20 protein-coding genes and 1 pseudogene are annotated in these 22175 nt (G+C 69.2%); 20 read left to right on the top strand and 1 reads right to left on the bottom strand.

Features of this window, described 5'->3' with window-relative positions; genetic code table 11:
• Positions 1-4: 4 nt before the first annotated feature.
• Positions 5-2665: a bifunctional acetaldehyde-CoA/alcohol dehydrogenase gene (adhE, locus tag IU449_RS07825; RefSeq protein ID WP_195001214.1), complete on the bottom strand. Its 2661-nt coding sequence runs from the start codon at positions 2663-2665 to the stop codon at positions 5-7.
• Between the two features lie 378 nt (positions 2666-3043).
• On the opposite strand from adhE, the gene IU449_RS07820 reads away from it, so the two are divergent.
• From IU449_RS07820 to ruvA, 20 genes and pseudogenes are all read left to right on the top strand, one after another.
• A complete protein-coding gene (locus IU449_RS07820; protein ID WP_324188124.1) occupies positions 3044-3382 on the top strand; it encodes a spore germination protein GerW family protein in 339 nt (112 codons plus the stop codon).
• A 786-nt stretch (positions 3383-4168) separates the two neighbouring features.
• Entirely contained in the window at positions 4169-6412 is a 2244-nt protein-coding gene (locus IU449_RS07815) for a SulP family inorganic anion transporter (protein ID WP_195001213.1), read from the top strand.
• A 17-nt stretch (positions 6413-6429) separates the two neighbouring features.
• Complete coding sequence (locus IU449_RS07810) at positions 6430-6873, top strand: TIGR02611 family protein (RefSeq protein ID WP_195001212.1); 444 nt, start codon at positions 6430-6432, stop codon at positions 6871-6873.
• On the top strand, positions 6870-7508 hold the full coding sequence (locus IU449_RS07805; protein WP_195001211.1) for a (2Fe-2S)-binding protein: 639 nt from the start codon (positions 6870-6872) through the stop codon (positions 7506-7508). Before IU449_RS07810 ends, IU449_RS07805 begins: the two co-directional genes overlap by 4 nt.
• Positions 7509-7777: 269 nt before the next feature.
• A complete protein-coding gene (gene thrS / locus IU449_RS07800) occupies positions 7778-9892 on the top strand; it encodes a threonine--tRNA ligase (RefSeq protein ID WP_228803803.1) in 2115 nt (704 codons plus the stop codon).
• Positions 9889-10494, top strand: coding sequence for an HIT family protein (locus IU449_RS07795; protein ID WP_195001209.1), 606 nt, complete (start codon positions 9889-9891; stop codon positions 10492-10494). Before thrS ends, IU449_RS07795 begins: the two co-directional genes overlap by 4 nt.
• The gene (gene pgsA / locus IU449_RS07790) at positions 10495-11166 is read left to right on the top strand and encodes a phosphatidylinositol phosphate synthase (RefSeq protein WP_195001208.1); all 672 of its coding nucleotides are present in this window, start codon (positions 10495-10497) and stop codon (positions 11164-11166) included.
• A gap of 67 nt (positions 11167-11233) precedes the next feature.
• The gene (locus IU449_RS07785) at positions 11234-12211 is read left to right on the top strand and encodes a phosphatidylinositol mannoside acyltransferase (protein WP_195001207.1); all 978 of its coding nucleotides are present in this window, start codon (positions 11234-11236) and stop codon (positions 12209-12211) included.
• Positions 12208-13332: a glycosyltransferase family 4 protein gene (locus tag IU449_RS07780; protein WP_195001206.1), complete on the top strand. Its 1125-nt coding sequence runs from the start codon at positions 12208-12210 to the stop codon at positions 13330-13332. Before IU449_RS07785 ends, IU449_RS07780 begins: the two co-directional genes overlap by 4 nt.
• Positions 13332-14375, top strand: coding sequence for an NUDIX hydrolase (locus IU449_RS07775; RefSeq protein WP_195002388.1), 1044 nt, complete (start codon positions 13332-13334; stop codon positions 14373-14375). Before IU449_RS07780 ends, IU449_RS07775 begins: the two co-directional genes overlap by 1 nt.
• A gap of 391 nt (positions 14376-14766) precedes the next feature.
• A complete protein-coding gene (pdxS, locus tag IU449_RS07770) occupies positions 14767-15687 on the top strand; it encodes a pyridoxal 5'-phosphate synthase lyase subunit PdxS (protein WP_195001205.1) in 921 nt (306 codons plus the stop codon).
• 92 nt (positions 15688-15779) lie between these two features.
• Positions 15780-16598 carry an acyl-CoA thioesterase gene (locus IU449_RS07765; protein ID WP_195001204.1) on the top strand — a complete coding sequence of 273 codons (819 nt, stop codon included), beginning with the start codon at positions 15780-15782 and terminating at the stop codon, positions 16596-16598.
• A 67-nt stretch (positions 16599-16665) separates the two neighbouring features.
• Entirely contained in the window at positions 16666-17325 is a 660-nt protein-coding gene (pdxT, locus tag IU449_RS07760) for a pyridoxal 5'-phosphate synthase glutaminase subunit PdxT (protein ID WP_195001203.1), read from the top strand.
• Between the two features lie 77 nt (positions 17326-17402).
• A complete protein-coding gene (locus tag IU449_RS07755) occupies positions 17403-18155 on the top strand; it encodes a YebC/PmpR family DNA-binding transcriptional regulator (RefSeq protein WP_195001202.1) in 753 nt (250 codons plus the stop codon).
• Between the two features lie 125 nt (positions 18156-18280).
• Entirely contained in the window at positions 18281-18439 is a 159-nt protein-coding gene (locus IU449_RS07750) for a hypothetical protein (protein WP_195001201.1), read from the top strand.
• 123 nt (positions 18440-18562) lie between these two features.
• Positions 18563-19288, top strand: a complete 726-nt coding sequence (locus tag IU449_RS07745; protein ID WP_324188123.1) for a transposase — start codon at positions 18563-18565, stop codon at positions 19286-19288.
• A 90-nt stretch (positions 19289-19378) separates the two neighbouring features.
• Positions 19379-20028 (top strand): annotated as a pseudogene (locus tag IU449_RS07740) (carbon-nitrogen hydrolase family protein); the annotation flags it as partial.
• Between the two features lie 447 nt (positions 20029-20475).
• Positions 20476-20853 carry a hypothetical protein gene (locus tag IU449_RS07735; RefSeq protein ID WP_195001200.1) on the top strand — a complete coding sequence of 126 codons (378 nt, stop codon included), beginning with the start codon at positions 20476-20478 and terminating at the stop codon, positions 20851-20853.
• Between the two features lie 81 nt (positions 20854-20934).
• Positions 20935-21549 (top strand): crossover junction endodeoxyribonuclease RuvC, encoded by a 615-nt coding sequence (gene ruvC / locus IU449_RS07730; protein ID WP_195002387.1) that lies wholly within the window; start codon positions 20935-20937, stop codon positions 21547-21549.
• On the top strand, positions 21546-22151 hold the full coding sequence (gene ruvA / locus IU449_RS07725) for a Holliday junction branch migration protein RuvA (RefSeq protein ID WP_195001199.1): 606 nt from the start codon (positions 21546-21548) through the stop codon (positions 22149-22151). The genes ruvC and ruvA overlap by 4 nt, the downstream gene beginning before the upstream one ends.
• The last annotated feature ends 24 nt before the right edge of the window (positions 22152-22175 follow it).

The raw sequence follows: 22175 nt of genomic DNA, 5'->3' as shown, positions 1-22175 counted from the left end.
GCCGTCAGTGCGCCTCGGCATCGGCACCGTAGTAGCCGAGCCGCAGCAAGCCGGTGATCTCGCTGATCAGCGGCATGCGGGGATTCGTGCGGTTGCTCAGATCCTGGAAGGCGGTCATCGCCAATTCCGGTAGCGCGGAGAGGTATTCGTCCTCGGGGATGCCGATCTCGGCGAGGGTGCGTGGCACGTCGAGTCGCCGGAGCAGGTCGTCCACGCCCTGGAAGAGGCGACGACGGCTCTCGTCGGGTTCGTGCCCACCGAAGACGACCCGGCCCAGCTGGGCGTACTTCTCCGGAGCGACATATGCCGAATAGCCGGGTGCGGGCATGAATTTGGTCGGCAAGGAGGCGTTGTAGCGCAGGGTATGCGGCAGGAACACACCGTTCACCCGGCCGTGGGCGATGCCGAACCGCGCGCCGACGGCGTGGGCGAGAGCGTGATTGGTGCCCACGAAGGCATTCGAGAAGGCCAGACCGGCCAGCGTTGCCGCGTTGGCCATGTCGGTGCGGGCGGACAGATCGTCGGGGTGATCGTAGGCGCGGGGCAGTGCATCGAAGATCAGTCGAGCGGCCTGCACGCAGAAGGCATCGGTGTAGGGCGAGGCGAAGATGGAGGCGGCGGCCTCGAGCGCGTGGGTCAGCGCGTCCACTCCGGTGTCGACGGTCAACGTGCGCGGCATGGAGACTGCCAGCAGCGGGTCCACGATGGCGATGTCGGGCACGAGGGAGTAGTCGACCAGGGTCTCCTTGCGGCCCGCGACGGTCAGGACCGCCGCGGGCGACACCTCGGAACCGGTGCCGGAGGTGGTCGGCACGGCCACCAGCCGGATCGTGTGCGGATCCTGCGGGTAGTCCGCCATCCGCTTGCGCGGGTCGAGGAAGGGCAGGGTGAGTTCGGCGACGTCTTTCTCCGGATGTTCGTAGAACAGCCGGATCGCCTTCGCCGCGTCGATCACCGATCCACCGCCGATCGCGATGAGCAGATCCGGCGGCGACGTTTCGAGCAGCGCGACGCCCCGCCGGATCGTGGCCTCGTCGGGTTCGGGCTCGACATCGCTGAACACCTTGAAGTGCTGGGCACGGACGTTGCCCCGCAGTTCGTCGACCACGCCGCGCTGTTCGCTGAGCGCGTCGGTGACCACCACGACGCTGCGGCAGTCGATATCCCGGAGATTCTCGAGGGCGCCCGCGTTGAAGAAGGTGTTCGACGGCACCCGGAACCACTGCGGGGGCGTCCGCCGGTACGAGACCGTCTTGATGTTGAGCAACTGCTCGTAGTTGACGTTCTCCGTGGTGCTCGAACCGCCCCAGGTGCCGCAGCCGAGGGAGAAGGTGGGGGTGAGGTTGTTGTAGACCCCACCGAGCGCCCCGACCGCGGTCGGGGCGTTGACCAGGATGCGCCCGGTGCGCACGGCCATGCTGAACGCCTCGACCGCGGCGGGATCGTCGGCGTAGATGGCGGAGGTGTGCCCGAGGCCGCCGTGTTCGGTGACGAGCACGGCCGCGTCCACAGCGTGCTGGAGGTCGCGGGCCCGCACGAGCCCGAGGACAGGCATCAGTTTCTCCTGCACCAGCGGATGCGCGGCGAGCTGATCGAGATCGGCGGGCAGCGGCGCGAGGAGAACCTTCACCGAGGGGTCCACGGTGAACCCGGCGCGGGCGGCCAGTTCGGGGGCCTGCCTGCCGAGAGCCTCGAGATTGACCTTGTCACCGCAGCCGAAGGCGAAATCCGCGATCGCGGCCGACTGCTCGTCGGTGAGGACGTGCGCGCCCATTCGCTCGAACTCGGCCACGGCGTCGTCGTAGATGGCGTCGTCGATGATGCAGGTCTGCTCGGCCGGACAGATCACCGAGGCGTCGAAGGTCTTCGAGATCAGGATGTCGACCACGGCGCCTCGGATGTCGGCGGTGCGGTGCAGGTAGATGGGCGCGTTTCCGGGGCCGACGCCGAGCGCGGGTTTGCCCGCCGCGTTGGCCAGGGCGACGATCTTCTGGCCGCCGGTCACCCAGATGAAGTCGACGCGAGGATGCTTGAACAGGTAGTGGGTCACCTCGTGTGCGGCGTCGGGGACGACCTGCAGCGCGCCGGGGGGCATCCCCGCCGCCTCGGCCGCCTCGCGCAGGATCTCCACCGTGCGCTCGCAGGACCGAACGGCGAAGGGGGAGGGCCGGAACACGATGGCATTGCGTGTCTTGGCCGCGACGATGGCCTTGTACAGAACGGTCGAGGTCGGATTGGTCACCGGGGTGATAGCCAGCACCACGCCGATCGGTTCGGCGACGCGCACGATGCTGCGTTCGACATCCTCCTCGATCACCCCCACGGACTTCTTGTCCCGGAGGTAGTCGTAGAGGAATTCGGTGGCGACGTAGTTCTTGACCACCTTGTCCTCGAACACGCCGAAGCCGGTCTCCTCGACGGCCACCATCGCCAATTCGGCCGCCGCCCGGATGCCGACCCGGACCATCGCCTTGACGATCTCGTCGACCTGTTCCTGATCCAGTCGGCGGAAAGCTGTCGCCGCCTCGTAGGCGGCGTCGACCACCGCGTCGATCTCGTCGTGCCGCACGAGCGGAGGCTGCGCCGACTGCGCGGCGCCGCTGGTGGCGCCGTCTCCGGTGTTGTCGACGGCTTGGGCTTCGGTGCCGATCCGGGTGTCGGTCATGGAGATCTCCTCGGATTGGAGATGCCGGTGTCGCCCTCGCGAACCCGCGTCGAGGGTCTCTTCGCGACACTACGCCGGGTTCCGGCCCCGGACTGCGCTCTCGGTGCACTTCGAACGAATTTTCTCCCGGCCCGGCCCGGCTGCCGGGGACCGCTGTCAGCCGACGGCGGCCAGGTCGGTGCGGGCCGACGGGACGCGTCACGCATCGCCGTGCGGCACCACAGCGCCTACCCTGGGGCAATCCCGCGAGGCGGCGGGGCGATGGCGAAGGCCGGTGATCTGGTTGCCGACGACGGATCCGGTGGCGAAACCCGTGCCGACCTCGGAACCCGATCGATCCGGACACAGCGATCGAGGGACAGCAGCACCAAGGGAGGCATGATGAAGGTCGACGAGATACTCACCGCGGCCCGCGACGCGATGACGGTGAAGCGGGTGTACTCCGAGCCGGTCGAACGGGACGGCACCACGATCATCGGTGTCGCCGCGATCAGCGGCGGTGGGGGCGGTGGCAGCGGCACCGATCAGGAGGGGCAGGAGGGCGGTGGCGTCGGCTTCGGCATGGGCGCGAAACCCGTGGGCGCCTACGTGATTCGCGACGGGCAGGTGCGCTGGCAGCCCGCGGTCGACGTCAACCGGCTGGTGACCGTGGCCGGAGTGGTCACGGTGGCCGCGCTGGTCGCGGCCGTGCGCATCGTGTCGGCCTGCACGCGCTGATCCCCGCGCACGCGACGGGGCGAACCGAGTAGGTCCGCGCCGACATGTCCGGACAGAACGCCACGAGTTCGACACGATCGCCACGAGGCAGCGCCACGAGATAACGCCATGAGATGACGCTCCGAGGTCGAGGAGAGGCAGCACGCTGCCCGAGACCGCGATCGAGAGGCACCGTCGCGACAGCCCCGGTGAGCGCTACCCGCTCGCCGGGGCTGTCGCGCGCCCGAGCCGATGGGGGGACGCGGCCGCCCTGTCGCGCCTTCGCGGAGCGGCCGACGATCGCCTTCTTCGGCGCCGCCCGGCGATACGCGAGCATCTGTGATGCCGATCACATTCTTGTAGCGATTGAGTGATCATGACCATCACGGGCTTTCCCAAGTCTTTGGTGTGTCTTTACTATTGATGCCGACCCGGTTGTCGCCGGGTCGACGCAAGGTTCGAGCGCCCCTCGTCGGGGTGCCGCGCCTCGTCTGCTGCCGATCGTCCCGCCCGCACATGTTCCACCGATGAACCATCCGGTCCGCGAGGTCCGCCGATGGCGAAGGAGAAATATGTTCCCCGAGCCCTACGAGTCGTCACTGTCGTCCGATGTCCTGGAATCCGTTGCCGGGTCGCCGATCTCGGGTCGGAGGGACGAGGCGCACCCGGGGCACCGCGAGGCTCTGCCCTAGTGAGTCCTTGCCGCCAGGCCGGCGGCTTCGCGATCAATTCCTCAGCAGCACAGATCTGTTCATCAGCCGACCGCGCCTCGTGTCGATCCGAGGCGGGTCGTGAAGGGAGACAACCATGTCTATTGCCAGCGAGCACTCCCCGCCGCCGCCCGGCCGGGAAACCGCCCCCAAGGCGCGTGCCGACTACTGGAAATCCGTTGCGCGCTACGATATTCCGGCTTCCATCGTGGTCTTCCTGGTCGCCCTGCCGTTGTCGCTGGGCATCGCGCTGGCCTCCGGTGCGCCGGTCGCGGCGGGACTCATCGCGGCGGTGGTGGGCGGCATCGTGGTGGGCTGCCTCGGCGGCTCGGTGCTGCAGGTCAGCGGACCCGCCGCGGGCCTGACCGTCGTGGTCGCCGAGTCGATCGCGCAATTCGGTTGGCGGGTCACATGTTTCATCGTCGTCGCGGCGGGTGTGCTGCAGATCCTGTTCGGGCTCAGCCGCGTCGCTCGTGCCGCGTTGGCGGTCGCGCCGGTGGTGGTGCACGCGATGCTGGCGGGCATCGGCGTGACGATCGCCCTGCAACAGGTGCACGTGTTGCTGGGCGGCGACTCCCGCAGTTCCGCGTGGGCCAACCTGACCGCGCTGCCGGGGCAGCTGCTGTCGATGAACATCGGCGCGGCGCTGGTGGGTGGCCTGGTCGTCGCGGTGATGCTGGGCTGGCGGTACCTGCCCGCCCGGGTGCGGGTCGTTCCGGGGCCCTTGGCGGCTGTCGTCGGGGCGACCGTGCTCTCCCTGCTCGCGCCGGTGCAGGTGGAGCGAATCGTGTTGAGCGGCTCGCTGTTCGACGCGATCGCGCTGCCGGGCATTCCCTCCGGTGGCTGGGGCGCGGTGGCGCTGATGGTCCTGACGATCGCCTTGATAGCCAGCGTGGAAAGCCTGCTCTCAGCGGTCGCGGTGGACCGGATGCACAGCGGGTCGCGCACCGACTTCGACCGTGAGCTGATCGGGCAGGGATCGGCGAATGTGCTTTCCGGACTGCTGGGCGGCCTGCCGGTGACCGGGGTGATCGTGCGTAGCGCGACCAATGTGCAGGCCGGTGCGCGCAGCCGCGCTTCGGCGGTGCTGCACGGGGTGTGGCTGCTGGTGTTCTCGGTAGCCCTGGCCTCGGTGGTCGAGCAGATCCCGACCGCCGCACTGGCCGGCCTGCTGATCGTCATCGGTGTCCAGTTGGTGAAGCTCGCCCACATCAAGCTCGCCCGCCGTACCGGTGATCTGCTCGTCTACCTGGTGACCATCGGCGGCGTGGTGCTGGCGAACCTGCTCGCGGGCGTGATCCTCGGCTTGCTGCTGGCCTTCGCGCTGCTGCTGTGGCGGGTGGTGCGCGTCGCCATCGTCGCCGAGCCCATCCCGCAGTCGCAGCGTTGGCGGGTCCGGGTGGACGGTTCGTGCACCTTCCTGGCGCTGCCCCGGCTGTTCGGGGAACTGGCGAAGGTGCCCGCGGACGCCGACGTGACCGTCGAACTGACGGTGGACTTCCTCGACCATGCCGCCTTCGAGGCGCTGCAGGACTGGGTACGCAGGCAGGAGAACAACGGCGGCAGTGTGGAATTCGTCGAGATCGGCAGTGTGCGGATGGCCGACGCGCAGGCCGGTCCGCCCGCCCGCGGCCTCAGCCGCTCCATCTGGGACGAGGTGCTCGGGCCGTGGCGGCCCGCGCAGGCCCCGCACCGCGATCCGGTGACCGCCGGGGTGGCGGCCTACCACCGCAGTCACGCCCATGTGGTCCGCCCGCACCTGGACGATCTCGTGCACGGGCAGGACCCGGATTCCTTCTTCCTCACCTGCTCGGATTCCCGGATCGTGCCGAACGTGATCACCAACAGCGGACCGGGTGACCTGTTCACCGTGCGCAACGTCGGCAATCTGGTGCCCGCGTGTGGGGACGCGTCGGTGGACGCGGCGCTGGTCTTCGCCCTCGAGGAACTGAACGTGCGCTGCGTGGTGGTGTGCGGGCATTCCGGCTGTGGGGCGATGACGGCGCTGCATTCCGGCGGCGACACCGGCCCGGGGATCGCGCCCTGGCTGGTGCACGCGCAGCCGAGCCTCGAGCGATTCCTTGCCGGGCATCCCGTCGCCGCGGCCGCCCGCGCCGCCGGATACGGCGAGATCGACCAGCTGAGCATGGTGAATGTGGCGGTTCAGGTGGAGACGTTGCACCGGCATCCCGCGGTCCGCCGGGCGGTCGCCGAACGCGACGTCACGGTGGCGGGGCTGTTCTTCGACATCGCCACCGCACGGGTCCTCGAAGTGACCGCCGAGGGCATCGCCGCGATCGGCGAGCGCGAGGTGGGCACGGGCCTGCCGGAACTGGTGTGAATCTCTAGGCTGGCAAGGTGAGCAGCGCAACCGCCACGTGGCGACGCAAGACCTCCAGGACGTTGCGACATCGCCTGCGCGCCTTCCGCGCCCGGGTGGCCGCTCGGCCTACGCTGAACCTCGCCTACCGGATAGGAATCGGTGTCGTCGGCACGATCGTGCTGGTCATCGGCATTCTCGCGATTCCGTATCCCGGACCGGGCTGGGCGATGGTCTTCGCCGGCCTGGGCATTCTCGCCACCGAATTCGCCTGGGCGCACCACGCGTTGGGCTGGGTGCGAGTCCGGTACCGGAAGGTGATGGCGTGGTACTCCGCGCGCGGCCTCGGCGTCCGGGTGCTGGGCGTGGTCCTCACGGCCGCCGTGGTCGTGGCCACGCTGTGGGTTCTCAATACGTTCGGATGGTTCGCCGGCTGGATCGGAGTCGATGAGGCATGGTTACGCAGTCCACTGCAGCGATGAGCACCGCACCCGCGATCGCGCTGACCCGCCCCGCCTGGGTGCGGGACCGGATCGCGGAGATGGGGGCCTCCTGGGGCGCCACCGCCCCGCGCGTGGCGGGCACGCTGTGGTGGTGCATGGTCGCCTCCGCACTCGTCGAGCAGCTGGTCGCGGCACGGGCGGCGGGGCGTCCGGCGCCGCCTGCCCGGCTCGAGGCGCTGGACTGCGAGATGCGTCCCGACGGCGGGGTCGAGCGGTTGCTCGCGCAGCCGCAACCCGACGCCCGGATGACCGCCGCCGGTGACGCCGACCTGGTCGCCGCGCTGTCCCTGCGTGAAACGCTCACCCGCGTGATCCCGGTCGTGGCGCAGGTGTCGGGCGCGGGCATGCCCGCGCTGTGGGCGGTCGTCGCCGACGCGATGGGCAATCGGGCGATCGACGCGGGCGCTCCGCGGGTCGCGGTGGGGCTGGCCGAACAGGTCGGCGGCACACTGCCGCTGCCGCGCTTCGTCGTGGTGGGCGGGCGCACCTTCGTCCGGCGCATCTCCTGTTGCCTGGTCTTCGAGGTGCCCGGCGCCGCCATGTGCACCAGCTGCCCCAAGCGCTCGTCGGACGAGCGGGCCGCCCTCTTGGAGAGCTACGCGGCCGGAGGCTGAGGGCGCTGTCCCCGCGGCACCAGTTCTCCTCCGTGTCCGTCGTGGTGCGTGCGGCTGCGTCGTGTCCCTCGTGTGCGTGGCTGTCTCATCTCCTCCCGCTCATCTCCTCCTGCCACGCACGCCGGGCCATGGCTTCCGCCCGTCCGGCCACCCTGTCGTTGTGCCGTCGCGTCCGCGAGAGGAATTCGACCCGGGAGCGCCGGTCCATCGACACGCGGGCGCGCGGGTGCCGATAGCATGGTCGCGCCGGAGCGGATACGCCGCCGGTGATGCCGCGCGGGAATCCGCCCGCCCCCGAACATGCCAAGGAGAGCGCCGTCGTGACGACCTCAGCCCCGCTCAGTCCGTCCACCCTCGTCCGGGTGCCGGCCGGGACTACGGCCGGCGCCGCGGTGCGGGACGCGGGATTGCCGACGAAGGGCCCGGACACCATCGTGGTCGTCCGCGACGCCGAAGGCGCGCTCAAGGATCTGTCCTGGATTCCCGAGGTCGACACCGAGGTCGAAGCCGTCGCCGCGTCCACCGAGGCCGGGCGCAGCGTGATCCGGCACTCGGCCGCGCATGTGCTCGCCCAGGCGGTCCAGCAGGAGTTCCCCGAGGCCAAGCTGGGCATCGGCCCGCCGATCAAGGACGGCTTCTACTACGACTTCCGGGTCGAGCGACCCTTCACCCCGGAGGATCTGGCCAAGCTGGAATCCCGGATGAAGAAGATCATCAAGGGCGCGCAGCGCTTCTCGCGCCGGGTGGTCGAGATCGACGAGGCCAGGACCGAACTGGCGAACGAGCCGTTCAAGCTGGAACTGATCAGCGACAAGTCCGGCATCGACGACCCGGAGGTCATGGAGGTCGGCGGCAAAGAGCTGACCATCTACGACAATCTCGACCCGCGCACCGGCGAGAAGGTCTGGGGTGATCTGTGCCGCGGACCGCACATCCCCACCACCAAGTTCATCCCCGCCTTCAAGCTGACCCGCAGCTCGGCCGCCTACTGGCGCGGCGACCAGAACCGTGAGGACCTGCAGCGCGTCTACGGCACCGCCTGGGAGTCGCCGGAGGCGCTGGAGGAGCACCTGCACGTGCTGGCCGAGGCCGAGCGCCGCGACCACCGCAAGCTTGGTCTGGAGCTGGATCTGTTCAGCTTCCCCGACGAGCTGGGCTCGGGCCTGCCGGTGTTCCACCCCAAGGGTGGCATCATCCGCAAGGAGCTCGAGGAGTACTCGCGCCGCAGGCACGTCGCGGCGGGCTACGAGTTCGTCAACACCCCGCACATCACCAAGGGCCACCTGTTCGAGGTCTCCGGTCACCTGGACTGGTACCGCGACGGCATGTTCCCGGCCATGCACCTGGACGCCGAGTACAACGACGACGGCACCGTGCGCAAGCCCGGCCAGGACTACTACGTCAAGCCGATGAACTGCCCGATGCACAACCTCATCTTCCGTTCGCGGGGGCGCTCCTATCGCGAGCTGCCGCTGCGGATGTTCGAGTTCGGCTCGGTGTACCGGTACGAGAAGTCCGGCGTGGTGCACGGCCTGACCCGGGTGCGCGGCATGACCCAGGACGACGCGCACATCTACTGCACCAAGGAGCAGATGCATCAGGAGCTGACGAACACGCTGCGGTTCGTGCTCGGTCTGCTCGCGGACTATGGCCTCGACGACTTCTATCTCGAGCTGTCCACCAAGGACCCGAAGAAGTTCGTCGGCTCCGACGAGATCTGGGAAGAGGCCACCGAGACCCTGTCGAAGGTCGCGCACGCCTCCGGTCTCGAGCTGGTGCCCGACCCGGGCGGCGCCGCGTTCTACGGCCCGAAGATCTCGGTGCAGGCCAAGGACGCGCTGGGCCGCACCTGGCAGATGTCGACCATCCAGCTCGACTTCAACCTGCCCGAACGGTTCGACCTCGAGTACACCGCCTCCGACGGCACCAAACAGCGGCCGGTCATGATCCACCGCGCGCTGTTCGGCTCCATCGAGCGGTTCTTCGGCGTGCTCACCGAGCACTACGCGGGCGCGTTCCCGGCGTGGTTGTCGCCGGTGCAGGTGGTGGGCATCCCGGTCGCGGAGACCTTCGCCGAGCATCTGGACGCGGTGATCGAGGCGTTGACCGATCAGGGTGTACGCGCGCACGTGGACCGCAGCGACGACCGGATGCAGAAGAAGATCTTCAACAACACCGCCCAGAAGGTCCCGTTCATGCTGCTGGCAGGGGCGCGCGATGTCGAGGCGGGCGCGGTGAGCTTCCGCTTCCGCGACGGCACCCAGGTCAACGGAGTCCCGGTCGCCGATGCCGTGGCCACTGTGGTGGCGTGGATCGCCAACCGCGAGAACGCTTCTCCGACGGCGGAGGGCTTCGAGATCGTATCGGCGGGGGGAGTCGGATGAGTTTCGCGGACAGCGCGAGCGAGGATGCCGAGCGCGACATCACCGAGCGCGACGACACCGGACGCGGCGGGATCGTCGACGTCGGCGTGGGTGAACCCGATCGGCTGCAACGGATCTGGACGCCCTACCGGATGTCCTATATCACCGAGACCCCGGCCTCGCGTCTGGGCAGCACCGGGCACCCGTTCACCGACATCCCCACGATGACCGACGAGGACGGGCTGATCGTGGCGCGCGGCGAGACGGTCTACGCGGTGCTCAACCTCTACCCGTACAACCCTGGCCACATGATGGTGGTGCCCTACCGCAGGGTCGCCGACCTCGAGGAACTCACCGAGGCCGAGAGCGCCGAGCTGATGGCGTTCACCCAGCGGGCGATCCGGGTGATGAAGAGCGTGTCGCGTCCGGTCGGTTTCAACGTGGGACTCAACCTCGGCGGGGTGGCGGGCGGCTCGCTGGCCGACCACCTGCACCAGCACATCGTCCCGCGCTGGGGTGGTGACGCGAACTTCATCACCGTCATCGGCGGGGTCAAGATGATGCCGCAGTTGCTGGGCGAGACCAGGAACCTACTCGCGCAGGCGTGGAAGGAAATGGAGTAGGTGCTCAGCTTCTTCGGCCGTGAGACCTTCGCGAAGGCGACCGCACCGCTCGGCCGGGCGCTCGTCGGCACCGGTCTCACCCCCGACGCTGTCACGCTGATCGGCACCGTCGCCTCGATCACGGCCGCGGTCACGCTGTTCCCGACAGGTCATCTGTTCTGGGGCACCATGCTGATCTGGCTGTTCGTCATGTTCGACATGCTCGACGGCGCGATGGCCAGAGCCCGTGGTGGCGGCACGAAGTACGGCGCGGTGCTCGACGCCACCTGCGACCGGATCGCCGACGGCGCCATCTTCGGCGGTCTGGCCTGGTGGGCGGTCTATCACGAGCACAACAGGTGGCTGTTCGCCGCGACGCTGGTGGTGCTGGTGACCTCGCAGGTCATCTCCTACGCGAAGGCGCGCGCCGAAGCCAGCGGCTTGTCCGCCGACGGCGGCCTGATCGAGCGCCCGGACCGGTTGGTCATCGTGCTCGTCGGCGCCGGTCTGACCGGCATCGCCGGGCACTGGGACATCGAATGGCTGACCTGGGCCGTGCACGTGGCGATGTGGGCGCTGGCGGTGCTGAGCATCGTCACGGTGTTCCAGCGCGTGCTCGCGGTGCGCAATTCGCCGGGTGCGCGCGAGATCATCCCGCCCGCCGCGAAGACCGCCACGGGAGACTCGCGATGAGCGTCGCGCGGCCGCGTTTCGCCGGCGACGGCGCACGGGCCGCCCGGCGTCGAGGAAAGGGGCGGGCGTGAGTATCGGCGACCGGCTGAGCGCCGCCGGTTATGCCGCGGGCTGGCGATTGGTGCGGGCACTGCCCGAGCGCACCGCCCGACGCGCCTTCGACTGGGGCGGCGCGCAGGCCGCCCGCAACGGTGGCCCGGTGCAGTTGCGCCGCAATCTCTCCCGGGTACTCGGTGTCACTGCAGAGGATGTCCCCGACGAACTGATTCGCGCGAGCCTGCGCTCCTACGCGCGCTACTGGCGCGAGGCGTTCCGGCTGCCGATCATGGACCACGTCGCGCTCGGACGCTCACCGTTGCTCCCGGTGGAAGGCATCCCGCACCTGGAGGCCGCACTGGACCGCGGCCGCGGCATCGTGTTGGTGCTGCCGCATTCGGGCAACTGGGACATGGCGGGGGTGTGGCTGGTGCAGAACTACGGCACCTTCGCGACCGTGGCCGAGCGCCTGCGGCCGGAATCGCTGTTCGAGCGTTTCGTCGCCTACCGGGAGAGCCTCGGCTTCGAGGTGTTCGCCCTGACCGGCGGTGAACAGCCGCCATTCGTCCAGCTGGCGCAGCGGCTGCGTGAGAACAAGTTCGTGTGCCTGTTGGGCGAGCGCGACCTCACCGGGCGCGGGGTGCCCGTCGAGTTCTTCGGCGAGCGCACCTGGATGCCCGCCGGCGCGGCCAAGCTGGCCATCGAGACCGGTGCCGCGCTGATGCCGGTGCATTGCTGGTTCACCCTCGACGCCGACGGCGTCGAGGGCTGGGGTTTCCGCGTCGACCCGCCGCTGGACGTCTCCGGCGGTGTCGCGGCGGCCACCCAGGCGCTGGCAGACCGGTTCGCCGCCGGGATCGCCGAGCACCCGGCCGACTGGCACATGCTGCAACCGTTGTGGGAGAGCGACCTGTCGCCGGAGCGGCGGGCCAGGATCGCCGAGGCCCAAGCCCGTCTCGGCGCACGCGGTGAAGGAGCGATACGCGGGGGAAGAGACGAGACAGCATGAAGATCGGCATGGTCTGCCCGTATTCGTTCGATGTTCCCGGTGGGGTGCAGGCCCATGTGGTCGAACTGGCACGGGTGCTCATCGAGCGCGGGCATCAGGTGAGCGTGCTCGCGCCTGCCTCGGAGGAGACGCCGCTGCCGGACTTCGTCGTCTCGGCGGGGCGAGCGGTCGCCATCCCCTACAACGGGTCGGTGGCGCGGCTGTCCTTCGGCCCGATGGCCTACGCCCGGATCCGGCGCTGGATCGAGGGCAACGACTTCGATGTATTGCACATCCACGAGCCGAACGCGCCGAGCCTGTCGATGCTGGCGCTGAAGATCGCCGAGGGCCCGATCGTGGCGACCTTCCACACCTCCACCACCCGGTCGCTGGTACTGAGCACCTTCCAGGGTGTGCTGCGGCCCTATCACGAGAAGATCAGCGGCCGCATCGCCGTCTCGGAACTCGCCAGGCGCTGGCAGGTGGAGGCGTTGGGCTCCGATGCCGTCGAGATCCCCAACGGCGTGGACGTGCCCGCCTTCGCCCGGGCGCCCATGCTGGCGGGCTACCCGCGCGCGGGGGGCACCGTGCTGTTCCTCGGCCGCTATGACGAGCCGCGCAAGGGCATGCAGGTGCTGCTCGATGCGCTGCCCGAGCTGGTGCGGCGACATCCCGACATCGAGATCCTGGTCGTCGGCCGCGGTGACGAGCAACGGTTGCGTCGCGAGGCCGGGCCGAACGCCGGTCGCCTGCGCTTGCTGGGGCAGGTCTCCGACGAGGAGAAGGCCTCCGCGATGCGCAGCGCCGATGTCTACGTCGCGCCGAATCTCGGCGGTGAGAGTTTCGGCATCATCCTGATCGAGGCGATGGCCGCGGGTACTCCGGTCGTCGCCTCCGAACTCGATGCCTTCCGCCGGGTGCTGCGCGACGGCGCCGCGGGCAGGCTGGTGCCGATCGGGGACGCGGACCGGCTGGCCGAAGCCATCGACACCGTGCTCACCGATGCCGAGCAGCGGGATGCGCTGGTACGCAAGGCGAATCAGGTGGTCGCCGAATACGATTGGCCCGTGGTGGCCGAACAGATCCTGCGCGTCTACGAGACCGTGACGGTCGGCGACGCGCGCGTGCGGGCCGCCGGATGATCACCTTCTCCGCGAGCACGGTCCTCGTTCTCGCGCTCATCGCCGCGATCGTGGTCGCCATCGGCGTCTGGGCGTATTCGACCGCCAACCGGCTGGACCGGCTGCATGTGCGCTCCGACCAGTCCTGGCAGGCGCTGGACGCCGCGCTGGCCCGCCGCGCCGTGGTGGCCAGAGCGGTGGCGATGGCGATCGCCGGTCCGGTCTCCGATCCGGCCCTGGGCGAGCAAGCCAAACGCCTCGCCGGGCTGGCCGATCGGGCGGAGCGGGTCGATCGTGCCGATCGGGAGGCGGTGGAGAACCAGCTCTCGACCGCCCTGTCGGCGATCGACATCGGCCTGCTTCGCCCCCAGTTGGTCGCCGAGCTCGCCGACGCCGAGGCCAGAGTTCTCATCGCCCGCCGCTTCCACAACGACGCCGTGCGCGACACCTTGGCATTGCGCACCCGCCGCCCGGTGCGCTGGCTGCACCTGGGCGGCACCGCCGCGCTGCCGACCTACTTCGAGATCACCGAACGGGTCACCCCCGCTGCCTCGACCGGCCTCGCTGTCGACACCGTGCGTACCTCGGCGCGCGTGGTGCTGCTCGACGAACGCGACCGCATCCTGCTCATGCGCGGCAGCGACCCGAACACCCCGGACGCCCCGTTCTGGTTCACCATCGGCGGCAGTGTCGAACCGGGGGAGAGCTTGCGCGCGGCCGCGGTACGCGAGCTGTGGGAGGAGACCGGCTACACCGCCGATCCGGCCGCGTTGCGCGGTCCGATCTGGCGGCGGGTGGCGGTGTTCCCCTTCGACGGTGAGCTGATCCGCGCCGAGGAGCTGTTCTTCGCGCTGCGGGTGCCCGCCTACGAACCGCAGCCGGGCAATCCCAGCTCCCTCGAGAAACGCTGTGTCACCACCCACCGCTGGTGCGCGCCGACCGATATCGTGGCACTGGAGGCCGCGGGCGAGCCGGTCTACCCCTTCGATCTCGACGAGTTGCTCGCCGAGGCGGCCGAAGTCGCTTCGGGCACTTCCGATCCCGTGGTGCGCTCGATCCGCTGACCACGGCGGCGCGAGGTGTGATCCGCTTCACGATCGTGCTAGTTTCGGACTGGTTCGCGGGCCCCTCGGGTAGCCCACTCGAAGTGCCGCGCACCCGCGCGGGACCAACCCGCGAGGAAAGCCGGACGGCTGGTGTCCCGGCTGATGTGGAGGTGCTTTCAACCATGTCGTACCTGCTCTACGACTTCCTGTTGCCGATCCTGGGGCCGTCGATCGCCGAATACTGGGCGCAGTTGCTGGTCGTCGGCCCGATCTGATCGGTCCACTCCCGTCGTCCGGCCGCGGACGTGGCCTGCGCCACCAGACCAGTCATGCTCCACTGGCTATCAAGTGGCATTCGTGGCACGCCTAGAATTGGGTCGTTTCCTACCGAGCGACCCGATTGGCGCACATGACTGAGCAGAATGCCGTGACCACGTCCGATACCACCCAGACCGTCGGCACCGCCCGCGTGAAGCGCGGCATGGCCGAGATGCTCAAGGGTGGGGTGATCATGGACGTCGTGACCCCCGAGCAAGCCAAGATCGCCGAGGACGCGGGGGCGGTCGCGGTGATGGCGCTCGAGCGGGTGCCCGCCGACATCCGGGCGCAGGGCGGTGTGTCCCGGATGAGTGATCCGGACATGATCGACGGCATCATCAGCGCCGTCTCGATCCCGGTCATGGCCAAGGCCCGCATCGGTCACTTCGTCGAGGCGCAGATCCTGCAGAGCCTCGGCGTCGACTACATCGACGAGTCCGAGGTGCTCACCCCGGCCGACTACAGCAACCACATCGACAAATGGCAGTTCACCGTGCCGTTCGTCTGTGGCGCCACCAACCTGGGAGAGGCGCTGCGTCGCATCACCGAAGGCGCGGCCATGATCCGCTCCAAGGGCGAGGCGGGTACCGGCGACGTCTCCAACGCCACCACCCACATGCGCAAGATCCGCCAGGAGATCCGCCGGCTCTCCTCGCTGCCCGCCGACGAGCTCTTCGTCGCCGCCAAGGAACTGCAGGCGCCCTACGAGCTGGTCCGCGAGGTCGCCGAGACCGGCAAGCTGCCTGTCGTGCTGTTCACCGCCGGTGGCATCGCCACCCCGGCCGACGCCGCCATGATGATGCAGCTCGGCGCCGAGGGCGTGTTCGTCGGCTCGGGCATCTTCAAGTCCGGCAACCCGGCCCAGCGCGCCGAGGCCATCGTCAAGGCCACCACCTTCTACGACGATCCGGACGTGCTGGCCAAGGTCTCGCGCGGCCTGGGCGAGGCGATGGTCGGCATCAACGTCGAGGAGATCCCGCAGCCGCACCGGCTGGCCGAACGCGGTTGGTGACCCGGTCGCCGAACCGGCACACGAATTCGCCGAACAGAACAGCCCGTGCTCCCCGCACGGGCTGTTCCGCGTCGTGCGGATAGTCTCAGCGCATGGCGACCATAGAAGAAGCGCTGGAGATCGAGCGCATCGAGCGCGACATCTTCCGTGGCGCGTCGACCAAGACCCAGCTACAGCGCACATTCGGCGGTCAAGTCGCCGGTCAGGCACTCGTGTCCGCGGTGCGCACCGTCGAGCCCCGCTACCAGGTGCATTCGCTGCACGGGTATTTCCTGCGGCCGGGCAACCCGCAGCAACCCACCGTGTACCAGGTGGAGCGGATTCGGGACGGGCGCTCGTTCTGCACCCGCCGGGTCACCGGAATCCAGGACGGCCAGGCGATCTTCACCATGTCGGCCTCTTTCCATCTCGGAGACACCGGTCCCGAACATCAGGACGAGATGCCGCCGGTCGCCTCGCCGGAGGAACTGGGCGATTCGCAGCAGACCATGAGCCCCGAACAGCTGTGGGCGCTGCGCGAATGGGAGCACTGGGACATCCGCATGGTCCCGCAGGAGTCGGTGGTGCGCCGCGAGGGCGTGGCCGCCCAGCAGCAGGTGTGGTTCCGCTACCGACAGCCGCTGCCCGACGATCCGCTGTTCCACGTCTGCACGCTGGCCTATATGAGCGATATGACGCTGCTCGGCTCGTCGAAGGTCACCCACCCCGACGAACCGACCCAGAACGCCTCGCTCGACCACGCCATGTGGTTCCTGCGCCCGTTCCGCGCCGACGACTGGCTGCTCTACGACCAGTCCTCGCCGTCGGCGGGTTTCGGTCGCGGGCTGACCTCCGGCCGCATCTTCGACCGCAGGGGCGTACTGGTCGCCTCCGTGGTGCAGGAAGGCCTGATCCGCACCTTGCGGGACTGATTCCGGGCGCGCACGCGTCGAGCGGGCGTGAGCGGGCCCACACCGGGCCCGCTCGTAAGCTGAGCCGGTGACCCAGACTCCGGTTTCCGCCCCTGTCACCGACGCGCAGGCGGCGCAGTCCCGTCCGACTATCGGCGTGCTGGCCCTGCAGGGCGATGTCCGCGAGCATCTCGCCGCGCTGGAGAGCTGTGGCGCGGACGCCGTGCTGGTGCGCCGGGTGAGCGAACTGGACGCCGTGGACGGGCTGATCCTGCCGGGCGGGGAGTCCACCGCGATCAGCAAACTGCTGGGAGTCTTCGAGCTGCTGGAGCCGCTGCGCGCCCGGCTGCGCGACGGCCTGCCCGCCTTCGGCTCGTGCGCCGGGATGATCCTGCTGGCCTCGGAGGTGCTCGACACCCGCCCCGACGCCCAGCACCTGTCGGGCATCGATATGACGGTGCGCCGCAACGCTTTCGGACGGCAGGTCGACTCCTTCGAGACCGACCTGGACTTCGTCGGGCTCGACGACGGCCCGGTGCGCGCGGTGTTCATCCGGGCACCCTGGGTCGAGCGCGCGGGTGAGGGGGTGCAGGTGCTGGCTACTGTGCCCGAAGGCCCGGGCGCGGGCCGCATCGTGGCGGTGCGGCAGGGGAACGTGCTGGCGACTTCCTTCCATCCGGAAGTCACCGGCGATCTGCGGGTGCACCGGATGTTCGTCGACATCGTGCGCGCGGCGCGTCGGGACTGAGGCCCGCGACGGGCGCGCGGACGTTCCGGGGTAACGTACACACTCCGAATGTGCAACCGACCCGAAGGAAGTAGGGAATGAGCGGCCACTCCAAATGGGCCACCACCAAGCACAAGAAGGCCGCGATCGACGCCAAGCGGGGCAAGCTCTTCGCGAAGCTGATCAAGAACATCGAGGTGGCGGCCCGCACGGGTGGCGGTGATCCCGACGGCAACCCGACGCTCTACGACGCCATCCAGAAGGCCAAGAAGTCGTCGGTGCCCAACGACAACATCGAGCGCGCTCGCAAGCGTGGCGGCGGTGAGGAAGCCGGCGGCGCCGACTGGCAGACCATCATGTACGAGGGCTACGGCCCGAACGGTGTCGCGGTGCTCATCGAATGTCTGACCGACAACCGCAACCGCGCGGCCGGTGAGGTGCGCGTGGCGATGACCCGCAACGGCGGCAACATGGCCGATCCCGGTTCGGTCGCCTACCTGTTCCACCGCAAGGGCGTCGTCACGCTGGAGAAGAACGGCCTGTCCGAGGACGACGTGCTCATGGCCGTGCTCGACGCGGGCGCCGAGGAGGTCAACGACCTCGGCGAGTCCTTCGAGATCATCAGCGAGCCCGGCGATCTGATCGCCGTGCGCACCGCCCTGCAGTCCGCGGGCATCGACTACGACTCCGCCGAGTCCGGCTTCCAGCCCTCGGTCAGCGTCCCGGTCGACGCCGACGGCGCACGCAAGGTCTTCAAGCTGGTGGACGCGCTCGAGGACAGCGACGACGTGCAGAACGTCTACACCAACGTGGACATCTCCGACGAGGTGCTCGCCCAGCTCGACGACTGAGCGGTCCAGCCGCTCGGTTCCACACGCGTTCTCCGCCGAGGCGGGTCGCGGGCCTCGAGGTCCGCGACCCGCCTCGCGTCGTCTCCGCACCCGTCGACTTCTCCGGGCGTGGTCGTTTCCACGGCGTGACGATCGAGGACGCGAAGGTGACATCCGCCGTCGACCCGGCGGGCGGAATCGCGGACATCGATTACGGCGCGGCAAACCGCGCCGAGGGCCGCCGACGCGCGGGGTGGTGGCGAACTGCGAAATTCGTTGCCGTGCAGCATATTCGGAAGCACTAGGCGTGGATGCCGGTCTCGTAACCCGGGCAATGCCGAGTTGTTCCCGATGCGACCATTCGGAAACACCTGGGGAGTGAACTCAGTGGTGCCGAACTCGATCCCGAGTGGGCGGGCTGGTGTTCGGTGCTGGTCAACCTCAACGACCTGTCCGCCATGGGCGTGCCGTCGTCGGTGTCGGTCATCAAGGACGCGGCGGGCCGGTACTTCGCGTCGTTCGTCGTGCAGACCGAAGACCAGCCGTTGCCGCCGGTGGCGTCCGAGGTGGGTATCGACCTGGGGTTGTCCACATTCGCGGTCCTGTCGAACGGCAAGACAATCGAGTCCCCGAAGTTTCTGCGGCAGGCCGAACGTAGGTTGCGGAAGGCGCAGCAGGCCCTGTCGCGCAAGGAGAAGGGTTCGAAGAACCGGGCCAAGGCCCGGGTTCGGGTAGCGAAAGCTCATGCCAGGGTCGCGGATGCGCGGCGGGACTGGGCGCACAAGCACTCCACGAAGATCATCGGCGAGAACCAAGCGATATTCGTGGAGGACTTGTGCGTGAAAGGTCTCGCCCGCACGCGACTGGCGAAATCGGTTCACGATGCGGGTTGGTCGATGTTCGTGACCATGCTCGGGGAGAAGGCCGCCCGGTATGGGCGGGCCTTCTCGAAGGTGGATCGCTGGTTGCCCTCCACCCGCATGTGCTCGAACTGCGGGGTGATCGGAGAGGCGAAGGCCCTGCATGTCCGCGAATGGACGTGCGGGTGCGGGAGCACCCATGACCGCGATCTGAACGCGGCGATCAACATCCTCGCGGCCGGACGGGCCGAGAGGCTAAACGCCTGCGGAGGGGCTGTAAGTCCAGCCGCTTAGCGGAGGGCAGGCTCCGGTGAAACAGGAACCCACCGGAGAACCGCAGGGTTCAGGAGGAATCCCGGTCGTTCACGGCCGGGAGGATGTCAAAACTCGGCGGTCTGCCTGACCGGCGACGGCATCCTCGGCCGCCACCGCAAAGTGCACCAGCCCGCCGGTGAGCACCTGGCCTACGCCGCGGGCGACGAGTTCACCGCATTCGACACCCCGGTCGGCCGGATGGGCATGCTCATCGACTACGACAAGACCTTTCCCGAATCCGCGCGCACCCTCGCCCTCGACGGCGCGCATCTCATCGCGGCCCTGTCGGCATGGCCCGCCAGCATCACCGACCGCGCCTCGCGCCTGCCCAACGACCGCCAGTCCCGCCTGTTCGACCTCTACGACCAAGCGCGCGCTGCCGAGAACCAGGTGGTGCTCGCCTCCTCGAACCAGACCGGGGCCACCGGAAACCTGCGCTTCCTCGGTCAGGCCAAAATCGTCGGCCCGGGCGGGGAGATCCTCTCGCGCACCTGGCCAAAGGCGGACTGGCCAACGTCGATCTGGACATCGCCGCCGAGGTCGAACGCGCCCGCCGCGTGCTGCGCCACGTCGCCGAACGCCGCGTGGGCGGCCACGTCGGCGGGCGCCGACGGTTTCCTCGGCGACCTCGGCGAAAGGCACGATCCGCAGCGCCACGGCGGGGTCGACCGGAGGGAAGAAGCCGGTGTCGCCGCCCCGGCCCAGCGTCCATACGGTGACGGCGGCGCCCGCACGGGTCAGGGCTTCGGCGAGAGCGAGGGTGCGATCCGGACAGAGCTCGTCGCGGCCGCGACCTCGCCGCGAGCTTCACTTGGGACGCCGCGGCCTCCGCCCACCTCGACTTCTACCGCGCCCACGCCCCCGGCCGCACCGCCCCGGCCGCCTGACGATCCGAGCGACGGCAGCTCGCGGTCCGAACCGCCGAGGGTTGTCGGAAATTCCGGGCATCCCTCCGCCGCGGGTGGGAAGAATGCTCGAGATGTGCCGCCGGGCTGAACGCGGGGAGGTTCCGCACCGCACGGCCGGGCGCGGGTGAGTGTCCTGAGGGGCGGTCGACGCTGTGCGTTGCGGCCGGGTGCGGGCCGTGATGAGGTCGTCGTATGGCAGAAGAAGGGGGTGTGCCGCGGTCGTACGGCGGGAAGCCCTGGATTGTGAACGGCCGCATCGTGACCAGTACGAGCGAGCTCACCGAGCGCGAGTACTTCGCGATGTTCGCCGAGCGGACCGGCATGTTCATCGGTCGGCCCAGCATGACCGGCGTAGCGGGCTTTCTGGACGGATACGACCAGGCCGCCCGTCGATACGGTCGGCCGGGACTGGATGGCTGGCAGAAGTGGCTCACAGCGAACCATCAGGCTGCCCCCAACCTGGCATGGTGGGCCCAGATCATGCGGATCGCCTTTCCGATCGACCGATTCGGGCAATTGATGTCCATGAGCGACCTCACCGCGGAGCAGGAATCCTGGGCCCTCACCGTCCTGTTCGAACTGCTCGACGCTTTCCTGGCCGAACGCGAGCGAGCGGAGGAGTCGGAGCCGGGCTGAGTCGTGTCGCTTGCCCGCCGCTCACCGGCCGTCCACTAGACTCTCGAACAATTGTTCGTGTCCGGGAAGAGGTGGGTTGTCGTGCGGGTGATGGGCGTCGACCCCGGACTCACCAGGTGCGGATTGAGCATGGTCGAGGGCGGGCGCGGTCGCATTGTCACCGCGATCGACGTGGACGTGGTGCGGACCCCGCCGGAGATGGATCTGGCCCATCGGTTGCTGCTGGTCGCCGACGCCGCCGAGAAATGGATGGACGTCCACCGGCCGGAGGCCGTCGCGATCGAGCGGGTGTTCGCCCAGCACAACGTGCGTACGGCGATGGGGACCGCGCAGGCGGGCGGAGTGATCGCACTGGCCGCCGCCCGCCGCGAGATCCCGGTGGTATTCCACACCCCGAGCGAGGTCAAGGCCGCCGTGACCGGCAACGGCAGCGCCGACAAGGCGCAGGTGACCGCGATGGTGACCCGCATCCTGGGCTTGAAGACCGCCCCCAGGCCGGCCGACGCGGCGGATGCGCTGGCGCTGGCGATCTGCCATTGTTGGCGGGCGCCGCTGCTGGCCAGGATGGCCGCGGCCGAGGCCCAGGCGGCGCAGGCGCAGCGGCGGTATGCCGAACGTCTGGCCGAACAGCGCTCGGCGCAACAGCGGTCGGTTCGAGAACGCTCGGTCCCACAAGGAAAGGCGGTGCGCGGGTGATCGCGTCGGTACGCGGTGAAGTCCTCGAGATCGCGCTCGACCACGCCGTGGTGGAAGCCTGCGGCGTCGGCTACCGGCTCAACGCCACTCCCGCCACACTGGCCGGCCTGACGCGCGGGCAGGAGACCCGCCTCTACACGGCCATGATCGTGCGCGAGGACTCGATGACCCTCTACGGCTTCGCCGACACCGAGGCCCGCGATCTGTTCGGGCTGTTGCAGACCGTCTCGGGCGTGGGTCCCCGGCTGGCGATGGCGGTGCTGGCCGTGCTCGAACCCGAAGCGTTGCGCAAGGCGCTGGCCGAGAGCAATGTCGCCGCGCTGACCCGGGTGCCCGGCATCGGCAAACGCGGCGCCGAACGCATGGTGGTAGAACTGCGCGACAAGGTGAACCAGGTACCGGTCCAGGCCGGTCCGCCCGGCAGCGCGCCCGCCGCGGTCCTCACCCCGGTGCGCGACCAGGTCGTCGAAGCGCTCACCGGACTCGGGTTCCCGCTCAAGCAGGCCGAACAGGCCGTCGACGCCGTCCTCGCCGAGCAGCCCGCAGCGACCACTTCGGTGGCATTGCGGGCCGCGCTGTCGCTGTTGGGCAAGAACCGGTAGTTCGGCATGGCAGAGAGCTTCGAC

Origin of the sequence: Nocardia higoensis (assembly GCF_015477835.1) — a bacterium.
In the GTDB taxonomy this organism is placed as follows: domain Bacteria; phylum Actinomycetota; class Actinomycetes; order Mycobacteriales; family Mycobacteriaceae; genus Nocardia; species Nocardia higoensis_A.
Note: the sequence above shows the minus strand (reverse complement) of the source record. Positions and strands in the feature narration are given on the sequence as shown.

Excerpts from the sequence above, each read along its gene's own strand:
- IU449_RS07820 (WP_324188124.1), top strand. The coding sequence starts at position 3,044 with ATGATGAAGGTCGACGAGATACTCACCGCGGCCCGCGACGCGATGACG.
- IU449_RS07815 (WP_195001213.1), top strand. The coding sequence starts at position 4,169 with ATGTCTATTGCCAGCGAGCACTCCCCGCCGCCGCCCGGCCGGGAAACC.
- pdxS (WP_195001205.1), top strand. The coding sequence starts at position 14,767 with ATGACTGAGCAGAATGCCGTGACCACGTCCGATACCACCCAGACCGTC.
- IU449_RS07805 (WP_195001211.1), top strand. The coding sequence starts at position 6,870 with ATGAGCACCGCACCCGCGATCGCGCTGACCCGCCCCGCCTGGGTGCGG.
- IU449_RS07795 (WP_195001209.1), top strand. The coding sequence starts at position 9,889 with ATGAGTTTCGCGGACAGCGCGAGCGAGGATGCCGAGCGCGACATCACC.
- IU449_RS07780 (WP_195001206.1), top strand. The coding sequence starts at position 12,208 with ATGAAGATCGGCATGGTCTGCCCGTATTCGTTCGATGTTCCCGGTGGG.
- IU449_RS07765 (WP_195001204.1), top strand. The coding sequence starts at position 15,780 with ATGGCGACCATAGAAGAAGCGCTGGAGATCGAGCGCATCGAGCGCGAC.
- IU449_RS07755 (WP_195001202.1), top strand. The coding sequence starts at position 17,403 with ATGAGCGGCCACTCCAAATGGGCCACCACCAAGCACAAGAAGGCCGCG.
- thrS (WP_228803803.1), top strand. The coding sequence starts at position 7,778 with ATGCCGCGCGGGAATCCGCCCGCCCCCGAACATGCCAAGGAGAGCGCC.
- adhE (WP_195001214.1), bottom strand. The coding sequence starts at position 2,665 with ATGACCGACACCCGGATCGGCACCGAAGCCCAAGCCGTCGACAACACC.